The following is a 19183-nucleotide window of genomic DNA, read 5'->3' as shown; positions in this document are numbered from 1 at the left end:
AAATCCCCATGTCACATCCGCGCGCCCGCATTCCGGTCTCCATTCTCACCGGGTTTCTCGGCGCGGGGAAGTCGACCCTGCTCAACCGCATTCTCAGGGATCCGGAAACGAGCGACACCGCCGTCATCATCAATGAGTTCGGCGAGGTCGGCATCGATAACTTCCTGGTCGAAACCTCAGGCGATACGCTGGTGGAGCTTTCGAACGGATGCCTTTGCTGCACGGTGCGCGGCGAACTGGTGGAAACGCTCGCAGGGCTTATGGACGRCATCCAGACCGGCCGGCTGAAACCGGTCCGCCGCGTGGTGATCGAAACGACCGGTCTTGCCGATCCCGCGCCTGTCATGCAGTCGGTCATGGGTAATCCTGTCATCGCGCAGAATTTCGAGCTGGACGGCGTCATCACCCTCGTCGATGCGGTCAACGGACTTGCCACACTCGACCGGCATCAGGAAGCCGTGAAGCAGGCCGCAGTCGCCGACCGGCTGATAATCTCGAAGCAGTCGATGGCGGAGGCCGCGGAGGTTGCCGCCCTGAAATCGCGCCTTGCCGTGCTCAATCCCCGCGCACCAATGGTGGATGGCGACAGCGCGGAGGCGGGAACCGCCATGATCCTCGAGAACGGCCTTTATGATCCGGCCACGAAAATCGCGGATGTCGATCGCTGGCTGCGCGACGAGATCGCGTACGATCACGAGCATCATCATCATGATGAGGGGCATCACCATGACCACCATCATGAGCATGCTCACGGCCATCACCATCATCACCACGCTCACCATCATCATGACATCAATCGTCACGGCGAGAACATCCGCTCCTTCTCGATCGTCCACGACGAACCGATCGATCCTATGGCGTTGGAAATGTTCGTGGATCTCCTGCGCTCGGCCCATGGAGAGAAGCTGCTGCGCATGAAGGCGGTGGTGGCGCTYGCCGACAATCCGGAGCGGCCGCTCATCCTGCATGGGGTCCAGAGCATTTTTCATCCGCCGCAGCGCCTGCCGAAGTGGCCGGAGGGTTCCGACCGGCGCACGCGCATGGTGCTCATCACGCAGGACCTGCCGGAAAGCTTCGTTGCGGACCTCTTTGCTGCCTTCACCGGTCAGCCGCAGGTGGACCGCCCCGACCGGGCGGCGCTGGAGGATAATCCGCTCGCCGTGCCGGGCATGAAGATGTGACTGAGATCAGCCTTTTCGGATCAGGAAAAGGTGGCCGGTTTCGGTCTTTTCAGAATGCAAAAGCTCGTGCCCTTCCTGCCGGCAGAAGTGCGGAATGTCGATCACTGCCATGGGATCGCTGGTTTCGATTGCGATCTCCGTTCCGCTTGGCAGAGCCGTCAGCCGTTTGCGGGTTTTCAGCACCGGCAGCGGGCACTTCAAGCCTCTGAGATCATAGAGGCTGTCAGCGGGAAAGGTCATTCCTTGGCCCAGAACTTCCAGAAAGGCTTCTTCTTGTCGTCCGGAATCTGCGGCGCGGCATAGGCGAGCGGGTTTTGCGCCGGGATCGGCACCGTGGTTGCCGTTCCTTCGGTGTTTGCCACCTGCGTTTCGGCGGGAGCCGGAACCTGTGCCGGCGCCTGGTCGCCCGCTGCCTGGGGCAGGCGGTCCTGCTTCATGCGTTCGGCGGCGGTGCTGGGGCGCGAGGATACGGCGGCGACGGCGGTTTGAGCGGACTTGTTCGGAGTTGCCGTGCGCTTCTGCATCAGGGCGGCGAACTCTTCTTCCTTCATCAGCTTGCCGGCGGCAAGCGAGGTGCCGGTCGGCGCATAGGCGAGATCTCGGCCCTTCCGCTTGTCGGCGACGATTGCCTTGCGCTCGGCTTCACTCGGTTCGTACCAGACCATGCCGTCAAGCTTCTTCACCGCCTTTTCATAGGCGACTTCATAGGTCTTTTCATAAGAAGCGAGGGCCATGGCGAGAGCCGGCGGCGTCGACATGGGCGGGCAGGCTTGAGCGGATCCCAGCTTGCCGCTGGCGTCCATCTGCTGGTTGAAGACATATTTCTTGTCGCAGACATTCACCTCCGGCGGGCGCTTGGTGACTTCGAAGTTATCGTAGCCGACCTTCAGCATCTTCCAGAAATCGTAGTGTTCGCTGTTGCGATGACGAGCCATGTTGTCCGCCGTCATGCGGAAGGGGAAGGCCTGCAACTGCACGGAAGTCTGGCCGCCCTTGAAGGCGTCCCGCGCGAAGGCATAGATTTCCAGAACCTGCTCGTCCGTCATCGAATAGCAGCCGGATGAAGAACACGCGCCATGAATCATCAGGTTCGAGCCGGTGCGACCCATCGCCTGATCGAAGCGGTTCGGAAAGCCGGTATTGATGGCGAGATAGTATTTCGAATTCGGGTTGAGATGCGCGGGCGTGAGGTTGTAGAAGCCCTCTGGCGCCTGGCGGTCGCCTTCCTTCACCTTGGGGCCCAGCTTGCCGGACCAGGCGCAGATCTGGTAGCTTGCGATCACGTCGAACCGGTTATCGGTCTTCGCCTTCCAGACCTCGAGAACGCCCTCTTCCTTGAAGATGCGGATCATGATCGGCGAGGTGCGCGGCATGTTCTTCTTCTGCATTTCCGCAACCCGGCGGGCAGGCAGAGGGTGCTCGACCTTGTTCTTGACGGTGGAGATATCGACCGAATCCAAGGTGTCGTTGCAGCCCGCAAGAGTTGTGGCCATGAGCAGGATGAAAGCGATATTTTTCAAGCGCATCGGTACAAACCAGTTGGACTGCGAATAGGTCGGCACGAAACTCGATAATAAAGCGGTAATCTTTATATCTTCTTAACCGCTGGTCCCCGTCTGTCCAGCAAATCGCGACCGCGACTCACTCTTATCAGCAATGTGGCCAAAATTGGCTATTTTCAGGCGTGGCTGTCCGAATCAGAGATTCCGGCCGATATCGAGGAATTTCTGYCGCCGCGCGGCGCGCACCTGGTCTCCTGAAAGCTTCGAAAGATCCTGCAACGCGGAGGCAATTACCTTGCCGGTGGCGGCGATCACGGTCTGCGGATCGCGATGCGCTCCGCCGAGCGGTTCGGGAATGATGTCGTCGATGACGCCGAGTGCCTTCAGATCATCGGAGGTGATCTTCATGTTGGTGGCGGCCTCGCGGGCGCGGGTCGAATCGCGCCAGAGAATGGAAGCGGCGCCTTCCGGCGAAATGACGGAATAGATCGCATGCTCGAGCATGTAGACCCGGTTGCCGGTGGCGATCGCAATCGCTCCGCCCGAGCCGCCTTCGCCGATCACGACGGACACCATCGGGACCCGCACGGAAAGGCAGGTCTCGGTCGAACGGGCAATCGCTTCCGCCTGTCCGCGCTCTTCCGCTCCGACGCCGGGATAGGCGCCGGCGGTGTCGATCAGCGAGATGATGGGCAGACCGAAACGGTCGGCCATTTCCATGATGCGGATTGCCTTGCGGTATCCTTCCGGGCGCGGGCTGCCGAAATTGTGCTTCAGCCGCGATTTGGTGTCATGGCCTTTTTCCTGCCCGATCACGGCGACTGCGGTGCCGTTGAAGCGCGCGAGACCCGCCTGGATCGCGGCGTCCTCGCCAAAATTCCGGTCGCCGGCAAGCGGCGTGAAATCGGTGAAGAGCTGTGCGGCATAGTGGACGAAGTGCGGACGCTGCGGATGGCGCGCGACCTGCGTCTTCTCCCACGCGCCGAGCTTGGCGTAGATTTCCTTCGTCGCCTCGCGAACGCGCGTTTCGAGCCGGTTGATCTCGTCGGAAGTGTCGATGCTTTCGTCCTCGGCCGCGAGTTTCTTCAACTCGTGGATCTTGCCTTCGAGGTCAGAAATTGGCTTTTCGAAATCAAGATAAGTCTGCATGAGATCCGGCTTCCGATCTTTATTATCTCAGGGACGCGGTGTTCCCATTCTTTGTTTGCGGCCTCTAATCCCGGTTTTTGGCCTGTTTTGCAAGAGGGTGGTGCGTTTGCACCAGCTCATGGAGCCTTTCTTCCTGCACATGCGTGTAGATTTGGGTTGTGGAAATGTCCGAATGTCCGAGCAGTTCCTGAACCACGCGAAGGTCCGCTCCATGGCGCAGAAGATGACTTGCGAATGCATGGCGCATCACATGCGGGGAGATTGCGGCGGCTCTAAGTCCAGCTCGTGCGGCAAGTCCCTTCAGGTCTCGGGCAAAGACCTGCCGCGGCAGATAGCCTTCCTTGCCCGTCGAAGGAAAGAGCCATGGGCTGTCGGCGATATGTTCCGAGGTCCTCTCCCTCGCTGCGCCGTAGTTCCGCATCGCCTCGATTGCAGAGCGGGAAAGCGGCACCAGCCTGTCCTTATTGCCCTTGCCCCGGATCATCAGGAAGCGGCTTTCCTGATCGARCACTTTCGCGGGAAGGGAAACCAGCTCGCTGACACGCATTCCCGTGGCATACAGCAATTCGAGGAGGGCGAGCATCCTGAGATGCGAAAGCTGATCCGGTCCCGGCTCGGCCGCTTCCCGTGCCGCCTGTTCGAGAAGGCGGGTCACATCGGCTTCGCTCATGATTTTCGGCAGCGCCTTGCCTTTCTTCGGTGCATCGAGAATGGCCGTCGGATCGTCCCCACGCAGCCCCTCTGCATAGAGGAACTTGTAGAATTGCCGCATAGCCGAAAGCCGCCGCGCCTGCGATGACGCGGCAAAGCCCTGTCTTCCCAGATGAGCGAGATAGGCGGTGAGATCGGCACTTTCCGCATTGAGCGGTGTGGCCTTGCGACTGACGAGAAAGGAATGCATGTCCTCCAGGTCGCGCTCATAGGAGACGAGCGTATTGCCCGCCGCGCCGCGCTCGGCGCTCATCATTTCCAGAAAAGCTTCGATATGGGCGCGGGAAAGATCGGCCATGAGCCACTCACTCCTTTGCCGGCGGGTTCAGCCGCTCCGAGGGCACCCGCACGGTCACGTCCCGCTCGCGCGGCTCGACGAGCATCACCAGCGCCTGCATGCTTCCATAGATCAAACCGGCAATCGCCGCGAGCACGAACAGGAAGCGAAAGAGAGTGGGCATACTGCGTCCTAGGGCTTTTTTCAGCGTTTCCGGATCGTCGACCGCCGACTATATGCGGAAAGCCTCGCCGGTGCGCAAGAAGCTCACCGAACCTGCCGTTTAGCCCACGATGGCTTGACGCTGCCGGTGCATTTGTCGATACCGTTTTTTGAAACGGACACCGGACAATGAACGAAGCTGCAACATCCGTCGCCCAAAACCTGAGCGAACAGGCGCGCGCCGCGCTCGGCAAGCGCAACCTCGTCTTCGTCGGTCTCATGGGTGCCGGCAAATCGGTGATCGGCAGGCTCGTCGCCCAGGCGCTTTCGATACCCTTCATCGATACGGATGCCGAAATCGAGCGCGTCTCGCGCATGACGATCAGCGAGCTGTTCGCCGCCTATGGGGAGCAGGAATTCAGGGCGCTGGAGACCCGGGTGATCGGACGGCTGCTGAAGGGCGGACCGCGGGTCGTCTCCACCGGTGGGGGCGCCTTCATCAACGAGAATACCCGGCGGCAGATCAAGCTCGGCGGCGTCTCGATCTGGCTGAAGGCCGATCTCGATATTCTCTGGGATCGGGTGAGCAGGCGCGACCATCGGCCGCTGCTGAAGACCGATAACCCGAAGCAGACGCTCGAGAACCTGATGATCCAGCGCTATCCGATCTACGCGCAGGCGGATCTCACGGTCGAGTCGGAAGACGTCCGCAAGGACGTGATGGTCAAGAATGTGCTGGCGGCTGTCGTGGGTCTTGCCGGCGAAGGTGAGAGACGATGAACATTTCCTCCCGGTATCCGGAACGTCTGGTGCATGTGCCGCTTGGCGAGCGCGCCTATGATATCCTCATCGGCCCTGGGCTGATTTCGCGGGCCGGCGGAGAAATCACCGCGCGGCTGAAAGGCCGCCGCGCGGCCATCGTCACCGATGAGCATGTGGCGCCGCTTTATCTCGAAGCCCTGATGGATAGCCTTCAGACGGATGGTATCGAGGCGGTTTCGCTGACCCTGCCGGCAGGCGAGAAGACGAAGAGCCTGGAGCATCTGGCAACCGTGACCGACATGGTGCTGTCGGCCCGCATAGAGCGCAACGATGCGGTGATCGCGCTCGGCGGCGGCGTGATCGGCGATCTCGCCGGTTTTGCGGCCGGCATCGTGCGCCGCGGCGTCCGCTTCGTGCAGATTCCCACCTCGCTCCTGGCGCAGGTCGATTCCTCCGTCGGCGGCAAGACCGGCATCAATAGCCGCCACGGCAAGAACCTGCTCGGCGTCTTCCATCAGCCCGATCTCGTGCTTGCCGATACGGCCGCGCTCGACAGCCTTTCCGAGCGCGAATTCCGCGCCGGCTATGCTGAAGTGGCGAAATACGGGCTGATCGACAAGCCGGATTTCTTCGCCTGGCTCGAGAAGAACTGGGGTCAGGTCTTTGCCGGCGGGCCGGAGCGGATCGAGGCGATCGCGGTAAGCTGCCAAGCCAAGGCGGATGTGGTGGTGGAGGATGAGCGGGAGACCGGAAGACGCGCGCTCCTCAATCTCGGCCATACCTTCGGCCATGCGCTGGAAGCGGCGACCGAATATGACAGCCGCCGTCTGGTCCATGGGGAAGGGGTCGCGATCGGCATGGTGCTCGCTCACCAGTTCTCCGCGCGGCTGAACCTTGCAAGCCCGGACGATGCTGGGAGGGTTGCGGCTCACCTGAAAGCGGTCGGCCTGCCGACCTCGATGAGCGACATTCCCGGCAAGCTGCCGCCGACGGAAAAGCTGCTCGACGCGATCGCACAGGACAAGAAGGTCAAGGGCGGCAAGCTCACCTTCATTCTCACTCGCGGCATCGGGCAGTCCTTCGTCGCCGACGACGTTCCTGCTTCCGAAGTCATGAGTTTCCTGGAGGAAAAGCGGCCGAAATGACATCTGCAGGAGGTTTCCTTTCGCGCTTCGTCAACGCGCTGATCCGCGGTCTCCTGCGTTCGTCGGGCACTCGCCTTTCCGCGGAAACCCTGGTGCATTCAAGCCATGACGATCTGCACGAGGCGCTCGACCTCATTCATCGGGAAGGCAATTTCGACAAGTCCGCCGACCGCGACCGCTTGAGCGGCCTTTTCGATCTGGAGGAGTTGGAAGTCTCCGACGTCATGCGTCACCGCACCGCCATGCGGGCGGTCAATGCCGACGATCCGCCCGAAGTGGCGGTCCGCACCATCCTGGAAAGCCCCTATACGCGCATGCCGCTCTGGCGGAACTCGACCGAAAACATCATCGGCGTGATCCATGCCAAGGACCTTCTGCGCGCGCTTGCGGAGCCCGGCATCGAGCCTCAGACATTGGACATCGTGAAGCTGGCACAGAAGCCCTGGTTCGTGCCCGACAGCACCAGCCTGAAGGATCAGCTCAACGCCTTCCTCCGGCGCAAGGTGCATTTCGCCGTCGTGGTCGACGAGTATGGCGAGGTGCAGGGCATCCTCACGCTGGAGGATATCCTGGAGGAGATCGTGGGCGACATCGCCGACGAACACGATATCGATATTCAGGGCGTTCGCCAGGAGGCAGATGGATCGATCGTGGTCGATGGCTCTGTGCCGATCCGCGACCTCAACCGCGCTCTCGACTGGTCATTGCCGGACGAAGAGGCAACCACGATCGCCGGCCTCGTCATCCACGAATCGAAACTGATCCCGGAAGAGCGTCAGGCCTTCACCTTCTACGGCAAGCGCTTCATCGTCATGAAGCGGGAGAAGAACCGCATCACCCGATTGCGCATCCGGCCGGCCGAAGAGGTTTCGCTGCCTGGGGAATAGCCGCTTTTTTCTTCCTCGGCAGCACGCGCAAGGCTTGGCTGCCGAGGAAGAAATCCCATATATGTCCTGGTGCTACCACCGCGTCGCTTCGCCGGGTGCCGCCGCCTCGACCGCGAGCGCATGAAGGCCGGCGTCGAATTCTTCCTTCAGGAGCGCATTCACCGTCCGGTGCCGTTCAAGGCGGCTCAGGCCTTCGAACTTCTTCGAAACGACGCGCACCCGCATATGCGTCTCGCCGTCTCCCGTCATGCTCGGCTGATGGCCGGCATGCTGGCTGCTCTCGTCGATGACGATCAGGCGCTCGGGTTCGAGTTCTTCGGCCAGCCGGGCTTCGATGCGTGCTTTGACGGACATTTCGGTCTCCGTTGCGTCGCGAAAGGGGCAACCCAAAAACCAGTAAGAAAGCGCTTTGTCAATTCTTGTCGTGCCCATGCCGGCAACCCATAATGAGGGCCTTATGAAGCTCGACYCCAAATATTTCGACCGCATCCGGACCCGCCGGAAAAGGGAGCAGGAAACTGCGGCCCAGGCCCCCACATGCCAGTGGGATGGCTGCGACAAGCCCGGTGCCCATCGTGCGCCCGTCGGCCGCAATGCGGAAGGCCAGTTCTTCCTGTTCTGCTTCGAGCATGTCAAGGAATACAACAAGGGCTACAATTACTTTTCAGGCCTTTCCGATAACGAGATCGCCCGCTACCAGAAGGAAGCGATCACCGGTCATCGGCCCACCTGGACCGTCGGCGTCAACAAGGCCGCCAAGGATGCGCCGCTCCATTCCACGGCACGCTCCGGATCTGCCTATACCCAGCAGCGCTACAAGGATCCGTTCGGCTTCGTTTCGCAGGCGCGGGCCGGTGGCGGCGGGCGCTTCCAGACGCAAGGCCGCAAGCTGAAGACGCTGGAGGCGAAGGCTTTCGATACGATGGAGCTTGCCGCGACCGCGACATCGGCCGAAATCAAGAGCCGCTACAAGGAACTGGTCAAGAAGCACCACCCTGATGCCAATGGCGGGGATCGCGGATCGGAGGAACGTTTTCGCGCGGTGATCCAAGCATATCAGTTGTTGAAGCAAGCCGGTTTCTGCTAAGCGATAGAATGAAAGCGGAATGGATTTGCGGCCGGGCGGCGGTCCCGCGCCTTGGAGAGATGATGAGTAAGATTGATCTTGATATTTCCAACCTTCCCGACACCACCGTTTCAGTACGGGAAGTCTTCGGCATCGATACCGACCTCAGGGTACCGGCCTACAGCAACGGCGATCCCTATGTGCCGGATCTCGATCCCGATTACCTTTTCGACCGTGATACCACGCTGGCGATCCTGGCGGGCTTTGCTCATAACCGTCGCGTCATGGTGTCGGGCTTCCACGGCACCGRCAAATCCACGCATATCGAGCAGGTCGCCGCGCGGCTCAACTGGCCCTGCGTGCGCGTCAACCTCGACAGCCATGTCAGCCGTATCGATCTCGTCGGCAAGGACGCGATCGTTCTGAAGGACGGCAAGCAGGTCACCGAGTTCAAGGACGGCATCCTGCCCTGGGCTTACCAGCACAATGTCGCGCTCGTATTCGACGAGTACGACGCCGGCCGCCCTGACGTCATGTTCGTCATCCAGCGGGTGCTGGAATCCTCCGGCCGCCTGACGCTTCTTGATCAGAGCCGTGTCATCCGTCCGCATCCGGCTTTCCGGCTTTTCGCGACCGCCAACACTGTGGGCCTCGGCGATACGACCGGCCTTTATCACGGCACGCAGCAGATCAACCAAGCACAGATGGACCGCTGGTCGATCGTGACCACGCTGAACTATCTGCCGCACGAGAAGGAAGTCGATATCGTCGCCGCCAAGGTAAAGAGCTTCGGCGCGACGGCGGAAGGCCGCGAAACCGTCTCCAAGATGGTGCGCGTTGCCGATCTGACCCGTTCGGCCTTCATCAACGGCGATCTCTCGACCGTCATGAGCCCGCGTACCGTGATCACCTGGGCAGAGAACGCGGAGATCTTCGGTGATGTCGCCTTTGCCTTCCGCATCACCTTCCTCAACAAGTGCGACGAACTGGAGCGCACGCTGGTTGCCGAACAGTACCAGCGCGCCTTCGGTGTCGAACTGAAGGAAAGCGCCGCCAGTATCGTACTGAGCGCATAAGGAATACGGCATCGCAAATGGCAGGCCGCGGAGACAATTCGAGAACTAGGGCCGGCGGGCCGGTCGATACCGAGCCGCTGCGTCAGGCGATAACCGGCTGTGTTCGGTCGATTGCCGGCAGCAGCGAGGTGGAGGTCACCTTCGCCAACGAGCGTCCAGGGCTTGCGGGCGAGCGCATCCGCCTGCCGGAAATCTCCAAGAAGCCGACGGCTCATGAGCTCGCGGTAACGCGTGGCCTCGGCGACTCGATGGCGCTGCGTCTCGCCTGCCACGATACCAACCTGCATGCGAGCCTTTCGCCTCAGGGAACAGACGCCCGCGTCATCTTTGACGCGGTGGAGCAGGCGCGCGTGGAATCGATCGGCGCCAACCGGATGGCCGGCGTTGCCGCCAACCTCAACTCCATGCATACGGAGAAATATGCCAAGGCGAATTTCTCCGGCATCGAGCGTCAGGAGGATGCGCCGATCGGCGAGGCTGTCGCCATGCTGGTGCGCGAGAAGCTGACCGGCGTCAGGCCACCCGAAAGTGCGGGCAAGGTGCTCGATCTGTGGCGGCCCTTCATCGAGGAAAAGGCGGCCGGCGATCTCGATAACCTGAAGAACGTCATCGACGACCAGCAGGCGTTCGCCCGTCTGGTCCGGCACATGCTTTCCTCGATGCAGATGGCCGAGGACCTCGACGGCGAGGATACCGAGCCCGAGGAGATGGAAAACCCGAGCGAGGAGGACCAGCCTCGCAGCGGAGAGACCGAGAACGAGGAAGTCGAGGAGGAAGCGGGTTCCGACGCCGCGCCGGCCGAGCAGAGCGAAGCCGCCGACGAGGAACTCGATGAAGGTGAGATGGATGGCGCCGAAATGTCGGACGACGACATGTCGGACGACGATGCCGATCATTCCGAAACGCCTGGTGAGACCCGCCGCCCGAACAGCCCTTTCGACGATTTCAACGAGAAGGTCGATTACAAGATCTTTACCCAGGAATTCGACGAGGAGGTTCTCGCCGAGGAGCTTTGCGACGAGACGGAACTCGACCGGCTGCGGGCCTTCCTCGACAAGCAACTCGCCCACCTGCAAGGCGCGGTGGGACGGCTTGCGAACCGCCTGCAGCGCCGCCTGATGGCGCAACAGAACCGCTCCTGGGATTTCGATCTGGAAGAAGGCTATCTCGACCCGGCCCGGCTTTCCCGCCTCATCATCGATCCGATGCAACCGCTCTCCTTCAAGAAGGAGCGCGATACGCAGTTCCGCGACACCGTGGTTTCGCTCGTCATCGACAATTCGGGCTCGATGCGCGGACGGCCGATCACGGTCGCGGCCACCTGCGCCGATATTCTTGCCCGCACGCTTGAGCGTTGCGGCGTCAAGGTCGAAATCCTCGGCTTCACCACCAAGGCGTGGAAGGGCGGGCAATCGCGCGAGAAGTGGCTTGCCGGCGGCAAGCCGGGAACTCCCGGTCGTCTCAACGATCTGCGGCACATTGTCTACAAGTCGGCCGATGCGCCCTGGCGGCGCTCGCGGCGCAATCTCGGCCTGATGATGCGCGAAGGGCTGCTCAAGGAAAATATCGACGGCGAGGCATTGATGTGGGCGCATCAGCGTCTCATTCATCGGCGGGAGCAGCGCAAGATCCTCATGATGATCTCGGATGGCGCGCCGGTGGATGACTCGACATTGTCGGTCAATCCCGGCAACTATCTGGAGCGGCACCTGCGCGCGGTGATCGAGCAGATCGAGACGCGGTCTCCGGTGGAGTTGCTGGCGATCGGCATCGGTCATGACGTGACCCGCTACTATCGCAAGGCGGTTACGATCGTCGATGCGGATGAGCTTGCCGGCGCCATGACCGAGCAACTGGCCGCGCTGTTCGAGGAAAACGCCGCCGGGCGGGGCCGCGCGCGCCGGGCAGGATAATGGCCGCATCCAAGGCCGTTCCCTTGCGGTTTGCGCTCTACGCCGCGCTGTTGTTCTGCGGCGCGGCGTCGCCCTTGGCTCCCGCGATGGAGTTTTCGCCTGTCACGGCGACGCCTGTCACAGCCTTCAAATCAGGTTCCGACCAGCGGGAGTTCGGCAAGCTCGAATTCCTGGGCGGTATCGATTTCCGCTCATCCGACTCGAGGGTCGGCGGTATCTCCGGCATACGGTTTCGTGCGGATGGGCACTCCTTTGTCGCCGTCTCGGACAATGGCGATTGGATTACCGGTTCGATCGTCAGAAATGCCGATGGCAGGCTTGCCGGTCTCAGCGAGGTTCGCGCGACCCCGATGATCGACGCGCGAGGCTACAGGAAGATCTCCAAATCCGAAATGGATGCAGAAGGGCTTGCTCTTCGGCAAGACGAGGCGATCGTCAGCTACGAGGGCCGTCACCGGATCGACGTCTATCCCGATCCAGGCTTTCAGGCCTCTAGGCCATCCAAATCAATGGATTTCGTCATCCCTCGGGAGGAGCTCAGGGGCAATGGCGGGCTGGAAACTGTGGTCGTGGCACCCGTCGAGGGCCCGCTTGCGGGGGCCGTGGTGACGATCGCGGAGAGAAGCATCGATACCGACGGCAACCTGTTTGCGGCCGTCCTCGAAGGCCCGCTCAAGGGCATATTCAAGGTGGCGAGGCACGATCCCTTCGACGTGACGGACGGCGCATTCCTGCCGAATGGAGACCTTCTCCTCTTGGAACGAAGCTTCACCTTTACGAGCGGCGTCGGCATGCGGCTGCGCAGGATCAAGGGCGACAGCATCCGCCCCGGCGCGCTGGTGGACGGCGAGGTACTTCTCCAGGCGGATATGGGTTACACGATCGACAATATGGAAGGGCTCGATATCATCGAAGGCCCGGACGGATCGACGCGCATCGTCCTTGTCTCGGACGACAATACGTCCTTCCTGCAGCGCAATCTGATACTGGAATTCCGCCTGACGGACTGATCGGCCAGCAGGCGGAAAGATCAGGCCGTCTTAGTCGGCGGCATAGGTTTCAGCACGCTCATCAGCGCGCCATAGGGCATCAGCAGCACGACACCCGCCAGGATCTTTACGCCGAGGTCGCCCAGCGCCCAGGAAATCCAGCGCGGTGCTTCCGTGGCGAATACGCCGAGGACTGGCGCCCATTCGATCGCGAAAGTGTCGTTCGGGCCGATGAAAGCGAAGAAAGATGCGAAGGCGAGCGAGAAGAACAGCGCCGTGTCCGTGATCGAGCCGAGGACGGAGCCGGCGAGCGGCGCGTGCCACCAGGTCTGYCGGCGCAGCCTGTTGAAAACCGAGATGTCGAGAAGCTGGCCGATCAGGAATGCAGTTCCCGAGGCGACCGCGATACGCGGCATGGCCGTCCAGAAAGACAGAATCACACCGGCCACGAAACCAACGAACACGACGCGGCGGGCAATGGCCGGGCCGAACTGACGATTGGTGAGATCGGTGACGAGAAAGGCGACCGGATAGGTGAAGGCACCCCAGGTCAGGAGGTCGCCGAGCTGGATGCCGAAGAACGAGCCCGAAAGCGGGAACTGCACCAGGAAGTTCGAGGCGACGACGACGGCCGTCATCAGTGCTGCGTAGATCGCGGTATAGCGGGTGTATCGCATTTTTTTATCCTGGGAGATGCCACCAGTTGGAGTTCTATGAAGCCTCAAGAGAAAAGGCTTGCCCGGATATCCGTTCAAGCCTTCTTCAAGAGCCGGATGTGAGACGTGAAGCTCAGGCGGCTTCCGCAGTCTTCTTGACGATCTGGCGGCGCAGCAGGCGAGCGCGCATCGACAGTTCGTTTTCATCGGACTTCAGCAGGAAAGCGTCGAGACCGCCGCGATGCTCCACCGAGCGCAGGGCATGGGCGGATACGCGCAGGCGGTAGCGCTGGCCGAGAACGTCGGAAATCAGCGTAACCTGGCACAGGTTCGGCAGGAACCGGCGGCGGGTCTTGTTGTTGGCGTGGCTTACATTGTTGCCGGTCTGAACGCCCTTGCCGGTCAGTTCGCACACACGGGACATGGATACACCTTTGTTCTTATTCAATCGAATGGTACTTCCGGACAATGCCCGGTGCGCCGATCCAATTGGTCCTGATTGGAAAGTTGGGCTCCCTATAGTCAGTGAGGTCCCCCGCGTCAAGCCAAAATCCGCCTTCGGGTCTGGCGAGCCTTCCCTTCATCCCCGGATAAGCCGCTATTTTCTTGCCATAGTGCAGGCTCTATATGATTGCAAAGGGCGGTTCCTCCGCTTGAAGTCAGGCAGGTGGCATCATGGTTCTTCGCGTTCGTTCCGTTCTTGCCCTCGTCGCGGCCGTGGCTCTCGCGCCCGTTTCAGCCGGCACGGCCGAAATCCGCCATGTGAGCGAATACGATATCTCGCTTGGTGTCCTGCCGATCGCGAAGGCTTCCTTCGCCAGCGAATTCGGCAGCAGCGACTACAAGATTTCCGGCACTTTCAGATCGTCCGGCCTCGTTGACATCATCACGAGGATCTCGGCGCAGACGACCGTGAGCGGCAGAAAGCGCGGAGACCGGCTGGAGGCGCAGCGTTACAATCTCGTCTATCGCAACGGCAAGCGCACCCGCATCTACGATGTTACCTACCGCAACGGCAATGTCACGGAGACGACGGTGAAGCCCGAGGCGAGGCGTCCGGAGAATTGGGTTCCGGTGACGGAAAGGGACCTGCAGGCGGTGCTCGATCCTCTCAGCGGCCTCGTCTTCCCGGCGGATGCGAAAGTCTGCCCGAGCCGGCTGCCCATCTATGACGGCGAATCCCGCATGGATCTCGTCCTCACGCCGAAGGGAACCAGGCAGTTCTCCACCAAGGGCTTCAAGGGAGAGGCCATCGTCTGCGATATCCGCTACGTGCCGAAGTCCGGTTACAGGCAAGGCCGGAGCGATATCGAGTTTCTGCGCAAGACGTCGATGGAAGTCTGGTTTGCCAAGGCCCAGCCAGTGAATGTATATGCTCCCGTATACGCCCGTATTCCGACGAGGATGGGGCAGGTTTACGTGACGGCCGTCAGATACGGGAACTGACGTCTTTCGCGATCTCGAGGGGGCAGAATTGAAAATCCGGGGAACCCTGATCGGCTTCACGGCGATCCTCATGTGGTCGCTGCTGGCATTGATGACGGCTGCCTCCGGCAAGATGCCGCCGTTCCAGCTTTCGGCCGTTACTTTCGCAATCGGCAGCCTGCCCGGCATCATCCTCTTCATCCTGAAGCCGCAGCGTATCGCCTTCCTTCGCCAGTCGCCGAAGGTCTGGCTCACCGGCATCGGCGGATTGTTCGGCTATCATTTTCTCTATTTCACCGCGCTCAGGAACGCGCCGGCCGTCGAAGCCGGGCTCATCGCCTATCTCTGGCCGCTCTTCATCGTCGTCGGCTCGGCGCTGCTGCCGGGCGAGAGGCTGCGCTGGTATCACGTCGCCGGTGCGCTGGCGGGCCTTGCCGGGACGGTGACGATCGTCTCGCGAAACGGCCTGTCCCTCGATGATGCCTATGCCGTCGGATATGGTGCAGCTTTCCTCTGCGCCTTTACCTGGTCAGGCTATTCTCTGCTGACGCGCCGGTTCGAGCGTGTTTCGACGGATGTTGTCACCGGTTTTTGCCTGGCGACCTCGGCTCTCTCGCTCGTCTGCCATCTGGCGCTGGAAACAACCGTCTGGCCGCAGAATGGCGGTGAGTGGCTGGCGGTCGTCGGGCTCGGCCTCCTGCCGGTCGGAGCGGCCTTCTATGCCTGGGACTACGGCGTGAAGAACGGAGATATCCAGATCATCGGCGCGGCAAGCTATGCGGCACCGCTTCTCTCGACGCTCATCCTCGTTGCTTCGGGGTTTGCGGACGCAGATTGGCGCATCCTGGTCGCGTGCCTGCTGATTACCGGCGGCGCGGTACTGGCGGCGCGGGACATGCTGCGGGCGAAGCGGGCGGAGACGGTCTTGGCGGAGTAGGCGCATCCGGGGGTGGATGTGTTGGGGGGACATCGTGGATTTTCTGGCTTTGGCGGTGCTTGCCGCCTCGATTGCGTTCGCGCTCGGCTATTTCCGTTGGCTGGAAAGGCCGGCGAGCCTTTACCGCGCAGTATTCAAGACGCTTCCTGTTCTCCTGCTCGCTGGCTATGCGGCACTTTCCGGCGCGCCGCCGCTGCTGACCGTCGCGCTGCTGCTCGGCGCCATTGGAGACGCTTTTCTCGCCTATGATGGCAAGCCTGCCTTCATCCGTGGCCTTGCAGCCTTTCTTCTGGCCCATCTCGCCTATGTCGGGCTTTTTTGGCCGGCGCTCGAACCCGAACTCATCGTTACCGAGGCCTGGCGCTATGCGGCCGCCTGGACGCTCGTCATTGCGTCTTCCATGATGCTCTTCGTGCTGTGGAAGCCGGCAGGCACGCTTGCTCCGCCGGTCGCGGCCTACGCGCTGGCGATCATCGCCATGGCGCTCTCGGCGCTTGCGGTGGGCGGGATCCCGCTCTTTGCGGGAGCGGCGCTTTTTACCGTGTCGGATCTGGCATTGGCGATCCAGACCTTCCTTGCCGGCCCGAAATCACCTGCTGCGAGAAAGCTGCGGCCATTCATCTGGGGCAGCTATTACGCCGCACAGCTGATCCTGACGCTCTCGATCGCCGGACTTCCTTTCCTAGCCAGCTGACGGCTCCCAACCGGGCGGGGCCATTTCGAAGCTTGAGAATTCGAAGCCGGGCGCCACCGTGCAGCCGACCAGCGTGAAACTGCCTGCCGGTTCCGCCGATTGCCAGGCATCCGCCGGAACGATCGCCTGCGGGCGCTCGCCCTTCGTCAGGTCGATACCGAGCGTCACCGTTTCGATATTCCGCCCGTCTCCGGAGATGCGCAGGAGCAACGGATCGCCCGCATAGAAGTGCCAGACCTCCGCCGCGTCCCGGACGCGATGCCAGTGAGATCGCTCGCCGGCCTGCAGCAGATAATAGATGGCGGTCGAGAGGCCTCGGTCGGTACCGTTCCCGTCGCGAAACGTCTGCACGTACCAGCCGCCTTCCGGATGGGGCTGCAAGCCGAGTGTGCGGATGATCTCCTCGGCCTTCGAATTCGAAAGAGACATGGTGTTTCCCGATATTGGCAGACGGCCTAGAAATTATCCTTGCGCTTGCGGATCTCGGCGAAGACCTCCTCATTGGTCTTCGATTCCATCACAAGGTTGCGGCGAATGGCAGGGTCGTTTGCCCGCAGGAAGGGATTGGTTTCCTTCTCCAGCCCCATCATGGTCGGGATGGTGAATTTTCCTTCGGCGCGCTGAGCCTCGATCTCTGCCGCCCGCACCTTCAGGCGTTCGTTGCCCGGATCGATGGTGAGCGCGAACCTGGCATTGGAAAGCGTGTATTCATGGCCGAAATAAATGGCGGTTTCATCGGGCAGCACGGCGAGTTTCTGCAGCGAATGCCACATGTCGGCGGCGGGGCGCTCGAACAGCCGTCCGCAGCCGAGTGCAAAGAGCGTATCGGCGGCAAACAGGAGCTTGTCGTCGGGAAAATGGTAGCAGATATGGCCGGCGGTATGGCCAGGCGTCTCGATGACCCTCACGAGATGCTCGCCGAATTGGAACTCGTCTCCGTCGGCCATGGTCTTGTCCAGGCCGGGGATGGCGACCGCCTCGTTGAACGGGCCGATAATTTCGAGATGGAACCTTTCCTTCAGCGCCAGATTGGCCTCGACATGATCCGTGTGGTGATGGGTGGTGAAGATATGAGTGATCTTCCAGCCGCGTCGGTTCGCGGCCTCCACAATGGGTTTCTCCTCGGGAGCGTCGATGGAGGCGGTCAGCCCGCTTTCCGGGTCATGCACCAGGACGCCATAGTTATCGCTTCGACATGAAAAGACTTCGATTTCCAAAGGTTTCATCAGAGGCCCCGTATTTTCCGAAAATGTGTTTGGAAACAATGTAGGGGGTTGCGCTTTGAAGTCCAACCACTCTCTGATAGCATTGAAGACAGAGACCCCGTCCATGCACACCGATATCGTCGATCTCCGTGAATTCTACCACTCGCCGCTCGGACGTTTTGCCGAGCAGTCGATCGTGATGGCGCTTTCCTCCCTCTGGGCCAGGTTGCCGGAGGAGCGGCTGGTGGGGCTCGGCTATGCGGTCCCCTATCTCGACCGGTTCCGTGCGGATACGGAGCGCAGCTTCGCCTTCATGCCGGCAGGCCAGGGTGCGGTGAACTGGCCCGTCGGCGAGCTTTCTTCTACGGCCCTCGTCTTCGACGAGGAGTTGCCGCTGCCGGACTCGTCTATCGACCGCGTGCTGATGGTGCATTCGCTGGAATTTGCCGAAAATCCTCGTGAGACGCTGAAAGAGGTCTGGCGGGTGCTGGCGCCCGGCGGGCGGCTGGTCATCGTCGTGCCGAACCGCCGTGGGGTATGGGCCCGCATGGAGCACACGCCCTTCGGTTCCGGCCGACCCTATTCGCGCGGGCAGCTCACATCGCTGCTCAGGGAAGCGAACTTCACGCCGGGCGCCAGCGCCGAGGCGCTGTTCTTCCCTCCATCGAAGCTCCGCACTGTGCTGAAGCTCCGGCATGGTTTCGAGCGGATGGGGCGGAGGTTCTGGCCCGTCTTTTCCGGTGTGATCGTGCTCGAGGCTCAGAAGCGGCTCTATCAAGGCCTGCCTGTCGCCTCCCGCGCCTCGCGCCGGGTCTTCGTGCCGGTGCTGGCGCCGCAGGGCGTGCCGACTACCCGAAGCCGCTGATTACGGTTCTAGGTCGAAGATCCCGAGCGGCGGACCGTCCATGGCAAAGGGTACCGACTCATGCGTATGGACAATCAGCCAGCGGCCATTTTCGCGGGCAAAGGTCACGGTCAGGCGAAACCAGGAGCCCAGCTTCCCCTGGCCGATTTTCTGGCCGCCGAGTCTCATCAAGGCGCTGCACCAACCGATGTCGCCGCCAACACGCAGGTCTGTATTCCTGATCTCGAAGTCGAGATCGCCTTCCCAGGTATCCAGCCAAGCCTGCAGGCCGGCCCTATCGTTTCCGCTTTCCTCCAGGGGAGGAGCAAGGGTGAATTGCCTGATCGTCGCTGACTGGCATTGGATGATCGCATCGGYATTTTTCGTGCGCAGCGCCTGTGCCCAGCTTTCCAGCAATGCCCTGACGTCGTCGTAGTCACCCTTGCTCATGGTTCGCTCCCTTGATGTTTCGAACAGCTTAGCGCTCCGACCATTACGCATCAAACAAACTGATCGCATCCACAAACGCACCGCCCTCGACAAAGGGTTCTTTCGGCTTTAATGCCACAGGATCAATTGCCGTCCTGGTATTCAAAAGGTCG

The 19183-nt window shown here is 61.4% G+C and carries 22 protein-coding genes and 1 pseudogene; 12 read left to right on the top strand and 11 right to left on the bottom strand.

What is annotated here, in order from left to right; translation table 11 throughout:
• Positions 1-8 precede the first annotated feature (8 nt).
• Positions 9-1181 (top strand): GTP-binding protein, encoded by a 1173-nt coding sequence (locus LCM4573_RS09440; RefSeq protein WP_071006030.1) that lies wholly within the window; start codon positions 9-11, stop codon positions 1179-1181.
• Between the two features lie 6 nt (positions 1182-1187).
• Here the strand turns inward: LCM4573_RS09440 and LCM4573_RS09435 are convergent, their stop codons facing one another.
• From LCM4573_RS09435 to LCM4573_RS28260, 5 genes are all read right to left on the bottom strand, one after another.
• Complete coding sequence (locus LCM4573_RS09435) at positions 1188-1421, bottom strand: sulfurtransferase TusA family protein (RefSeq protein ID WP_071006029.1); 234 nt, start codon at positions 1419-1421, stop codon at positions 1188-1190.
• Entirely contained in the window at positions 1418-2707 is a 1290-nt protein-coding gene (locus tag LCM4573_RS09430) for a murein L,D-transpeptidase family protein (protein WP_071006274.1), read from the bottom strand. Before LCM4573_RS09430 ends, LCM4573_RS09435 begins: the two co-directional genes overlap by 4 nt.
• Before the next feature lie 171 nt (positions 2708-2878).
• A complete protein-coding gene (locus tag LCM4573_RS09425) occupies positions 2879-3832 on the bottom strand; it encodes an acetyl-CoA carboxylase carboxyltransferase subunit alpha (protein ID WP_071006028.1) in 954 nt (317 codons plus the stop codon).
• Between the two features lie 64 nt (positions 3833-3896).
• On the bottom strand, positions 3897-4841 hold the full coding sequence (xerD, locus tag LCM4573_RS09420; RefSeq protein ID WP_071006027.1) for a site-specific tyrosine recombinase XerD: 945 nt from the start codon (positions 4839-4841) through the stop codon (positions 3897-3899).
• 7 nt (positions 4842-4848) lie between these two features.
• Positions 4849-5004 carry a hypothetical protein gene (locus LCM4573_RS28260; protein ID WP_170986323.1) on the bottom strand — a complete coding sequence of 52 codons (156 nt, stop codon included), beginning with the start codon at positions 5002-5004 and terminating at the stop codon, positions 4849-4851.
• A gap of 167 nt (positions 5005-5171) precedes the next feature.
• Here LCM4573_RS28260 and LCM4573_RS09415 point away from each other — a divergent pair, with 167 nt between their 5' ends.
• From LCM4573_RS09415 to LCM4573_RS09405, 3 genes and pseudogenes are all read left to right on the top strand, one after another.
• Entirely contained in the window at positions 5172-5762 is a 591-nt protein-coding gene (locus LCM4573_RS09415) for a shikimate kinase (protein WP_071006026.1), read from the top strand.
• Entirely contained in the window at positions 5759-6889 is a 1131-nt protein-coding gene (gene aroB, locus LCM4573_RS09410; RefSeq protein ID WP_071006025.1) for a 3-dehydroquinate synthase, read from the top strand. Before LCM4573_RS09415 ends, aroB begins: the two co-directional genes overlap by 4 nt.
• Before the next feature lie 11 nt (positions 6890-6900).
• A pseudogene (locus tag LCM4573_RS09405) lies at positions 6901-7776 on the top strand (HlyC/CorC family transporter); the annotation flags it as partial.
• Between the two features lie 72 nt (positions 7777-7848).
• On the opposite strand, the gene LCM4573_RS09400 reads toward LCM4573_RS09405, so the two are convergent.
• On the bottom strand, positions 7849-8130 hold the full coding sequence (locus LCM4573_RS09400; RefSeq protein ID WP_071006023.1) for a BolA family transcriptional regulator: 282 nt from the start codon (positions 8128-8130) through the stop codon (positions 7849-7851).
• A gap of 103 nt (positions 8131-8233) precedes the next feature.
• Here LCM4573_RS09400 and LCM4573_RS09395 point away from each other — a divergent pair, with 103 nt between their 5' ends.
• From LCM4573_RS09395 to LCM4573_RS09380, 4 genes are all read left to right on the top strand, one after another.
• A complete protein-coding gene (locus tag LCM4573_RS09395; RefSeq protein WP_071006022.1) occupies positions 8234-8863 on the top strand; it encodes a J domain-containing protein in 630 nt (209 codons plus the stop codon).
• Positions 8864-8925: 62 nt separating this feature from the next.
• Positions 8926-9918 carry a cobaltochelatase subunit CobS gene (cobS, locus tag LCM4573_RS09390; RefSeq protein ID WP_071006273.1) on the top strand — a complete coding sequence of 331 codons (993 nt, stop codon included), beginning with the start codon at positions 8926-8928 and terminating at the stop codon, positions 9916-9918.
• 17 nt (positions 9919-9935) lie between these two features.
• A complete protein-coding gene (cobT, locus tag LCM4573_RS09385) occupies positions 9936-11831 on the top strand; it encodes a cobaltochelatase subunit CobT (RefSeq protein WP_071006021.1) in 1896 nt (631 codons plus the stop codon).
• Complete coding sequence (locus tag LCM4573_RS09380; RefSeq protein ID WP_071006020.1) at positions 11831-12841, top strand: esterase-like activity of phytase family protein; 1011 nt, start codon at positions 11831-11833, stop codon at positions 12839-12841. Before cobT ends, LCM4573_RS09380 begins: the two co-directional genes overlap by 1 nt.
• A 20-nt stretch (positions 12842-12861) precedes the next feature.
• Here LCM4573_RS09380 and LCM4573_RS09375 read toward each other — a convergent pair whose 3' ends face one another.
• Entirely contained in the window at positions 12862-13497 is a 636-nt protein-coding gene (locus LCM4573_RS09375) for a queuosine precursor transporter (protein ID WP_071006019.1), read from the bottom strand.
• Between the two features lie 112 nt (positions 13498-13609).
• A complete protein-coding gene (gene rpmB / locus LCM4573_RS09370) occupies positions 13610-13900 on the bottom strand; it encodes a 50S ribosomal protein L28 (protein ID WP_071006018.1) in 291 nt (96 codons plus the stop codon).
• A gap of 251 nt (positions 13901-14151) precedes the next feature.
• Between rpmB and LCM4573_RS09365 the strand changes: the two genes are divergently transcribed.
• The 3 genes from LCM4573_RS09365 to LCM4573_RS09355 are packed head-to-tail and all read left to right on the top strand — an operon-like array spanning position 14152 to position 16532.
• A complete protein-coding gene (locus LCM4573_RS09365) occupies positions 14152-14922 on the top strand; it encodes a DUF3108 domain-containing protein (RefSeq protein ID WP_071006017.1) in 771 nt (256 codons plus the stop codon).
• 28 nt (positions 14923-14950) lie between these two features.
• The gene (locus LCM4573_RS09360) at positions 14951-15838 is read left to right on the top strand and encodes a DMT family transporter (RefSeq protein WP_071006016.1); all 888 of its coding nucleotides are present in this window, start codon (positions 14951-14953) and stop codon (positions 15836-15838) included.
• Between the two features lie 34 nt (positions 15839-15872).
• On the top strand, positions 15873-16532 hold the full coding sequence (locus tag LCM4573_RS09355; RefSeq protein ID WP_157895498.1) for a lysoplasmalogenase family protein: 660 nt from the start codon (positions 15873-15875) through the stop codon (positions 16530-16532).
• Here LCM4573_RS09355 and LCM4573_RS09350 read toward each other — a convergent pair.
• Positions 16521-16961 carry a cupin domain-containing protein gene (locus tag LCM4573_RS09350; protein WP_071006014.1) on the bottom strand — a complete coding sequence of 147 codons (441 nt, stop codon included), beginning with the start codon at positions 16959-16961 and terminating at the stop codon, positions 16521-16523. The genes LCM4573_RS09355 and LCM4573_RS09350 overlap by 12 nt on opposite strands.
• Positions 16962-16987: 26 nt before the next feature.
• On the bottom strand, positions 16988-17758 hold the full coding sequence (gene gloB, locus LCM4573_RS09345; protein WP_071006013.1) for a hydroxyacylglutathione hydrolase: 771 nt from the start codon (positions 17756-17758) through the stop codon (positions 16988-16990).
• A 55-nt stretch (positions 17759-17813) separates the two neighbouring features.
• Here gloB and LCM4573_RS09340 point away from each other — a divergent pair, with 55 nt between their 5' ends.
• Positions 17814-18602, top strand: a complete 789-nt coding sequence (locus LCM4573_RS09340; protein WP_407071722.1) for a class I SAM-dependent methyltransferase — start codon at positions 17814-17816, stop codon at positions 18600-18602.
• On the opposite strand, the gene LCM4573_RS09335 is transcribed toward LCM4573_RS09340, so the two are convergent.
• Positions 18603-19031, bottom strand: a complete 429-nt coding sequence (locus tag LCM4573_RS09335) for a nuclear transport factor 2 family protein (protein ID WP_071006011.1) — start codon at positions 19029-19031, stop codon at positions 18603-18605. It lies immediately after the preceding gene.
• Positions 19032-19183 lie beyond the last annotated feature (152 nt).

This window comes from Rhizobium sp. LCM 4573, from assembly GCF_001854865.1.
In the GTDB taxonomy this organism is placed as follows: domain Bacteria; phylum Pseudomonadota; class Alphaproteobacteria; order Rhizobiales; family Rhizobiaceae; genus Neorhizobium.
Note: the sequence above shows the minus strand (reverse complement) of the source record. Positions and strands in the feature narration are given on the sequence as shown.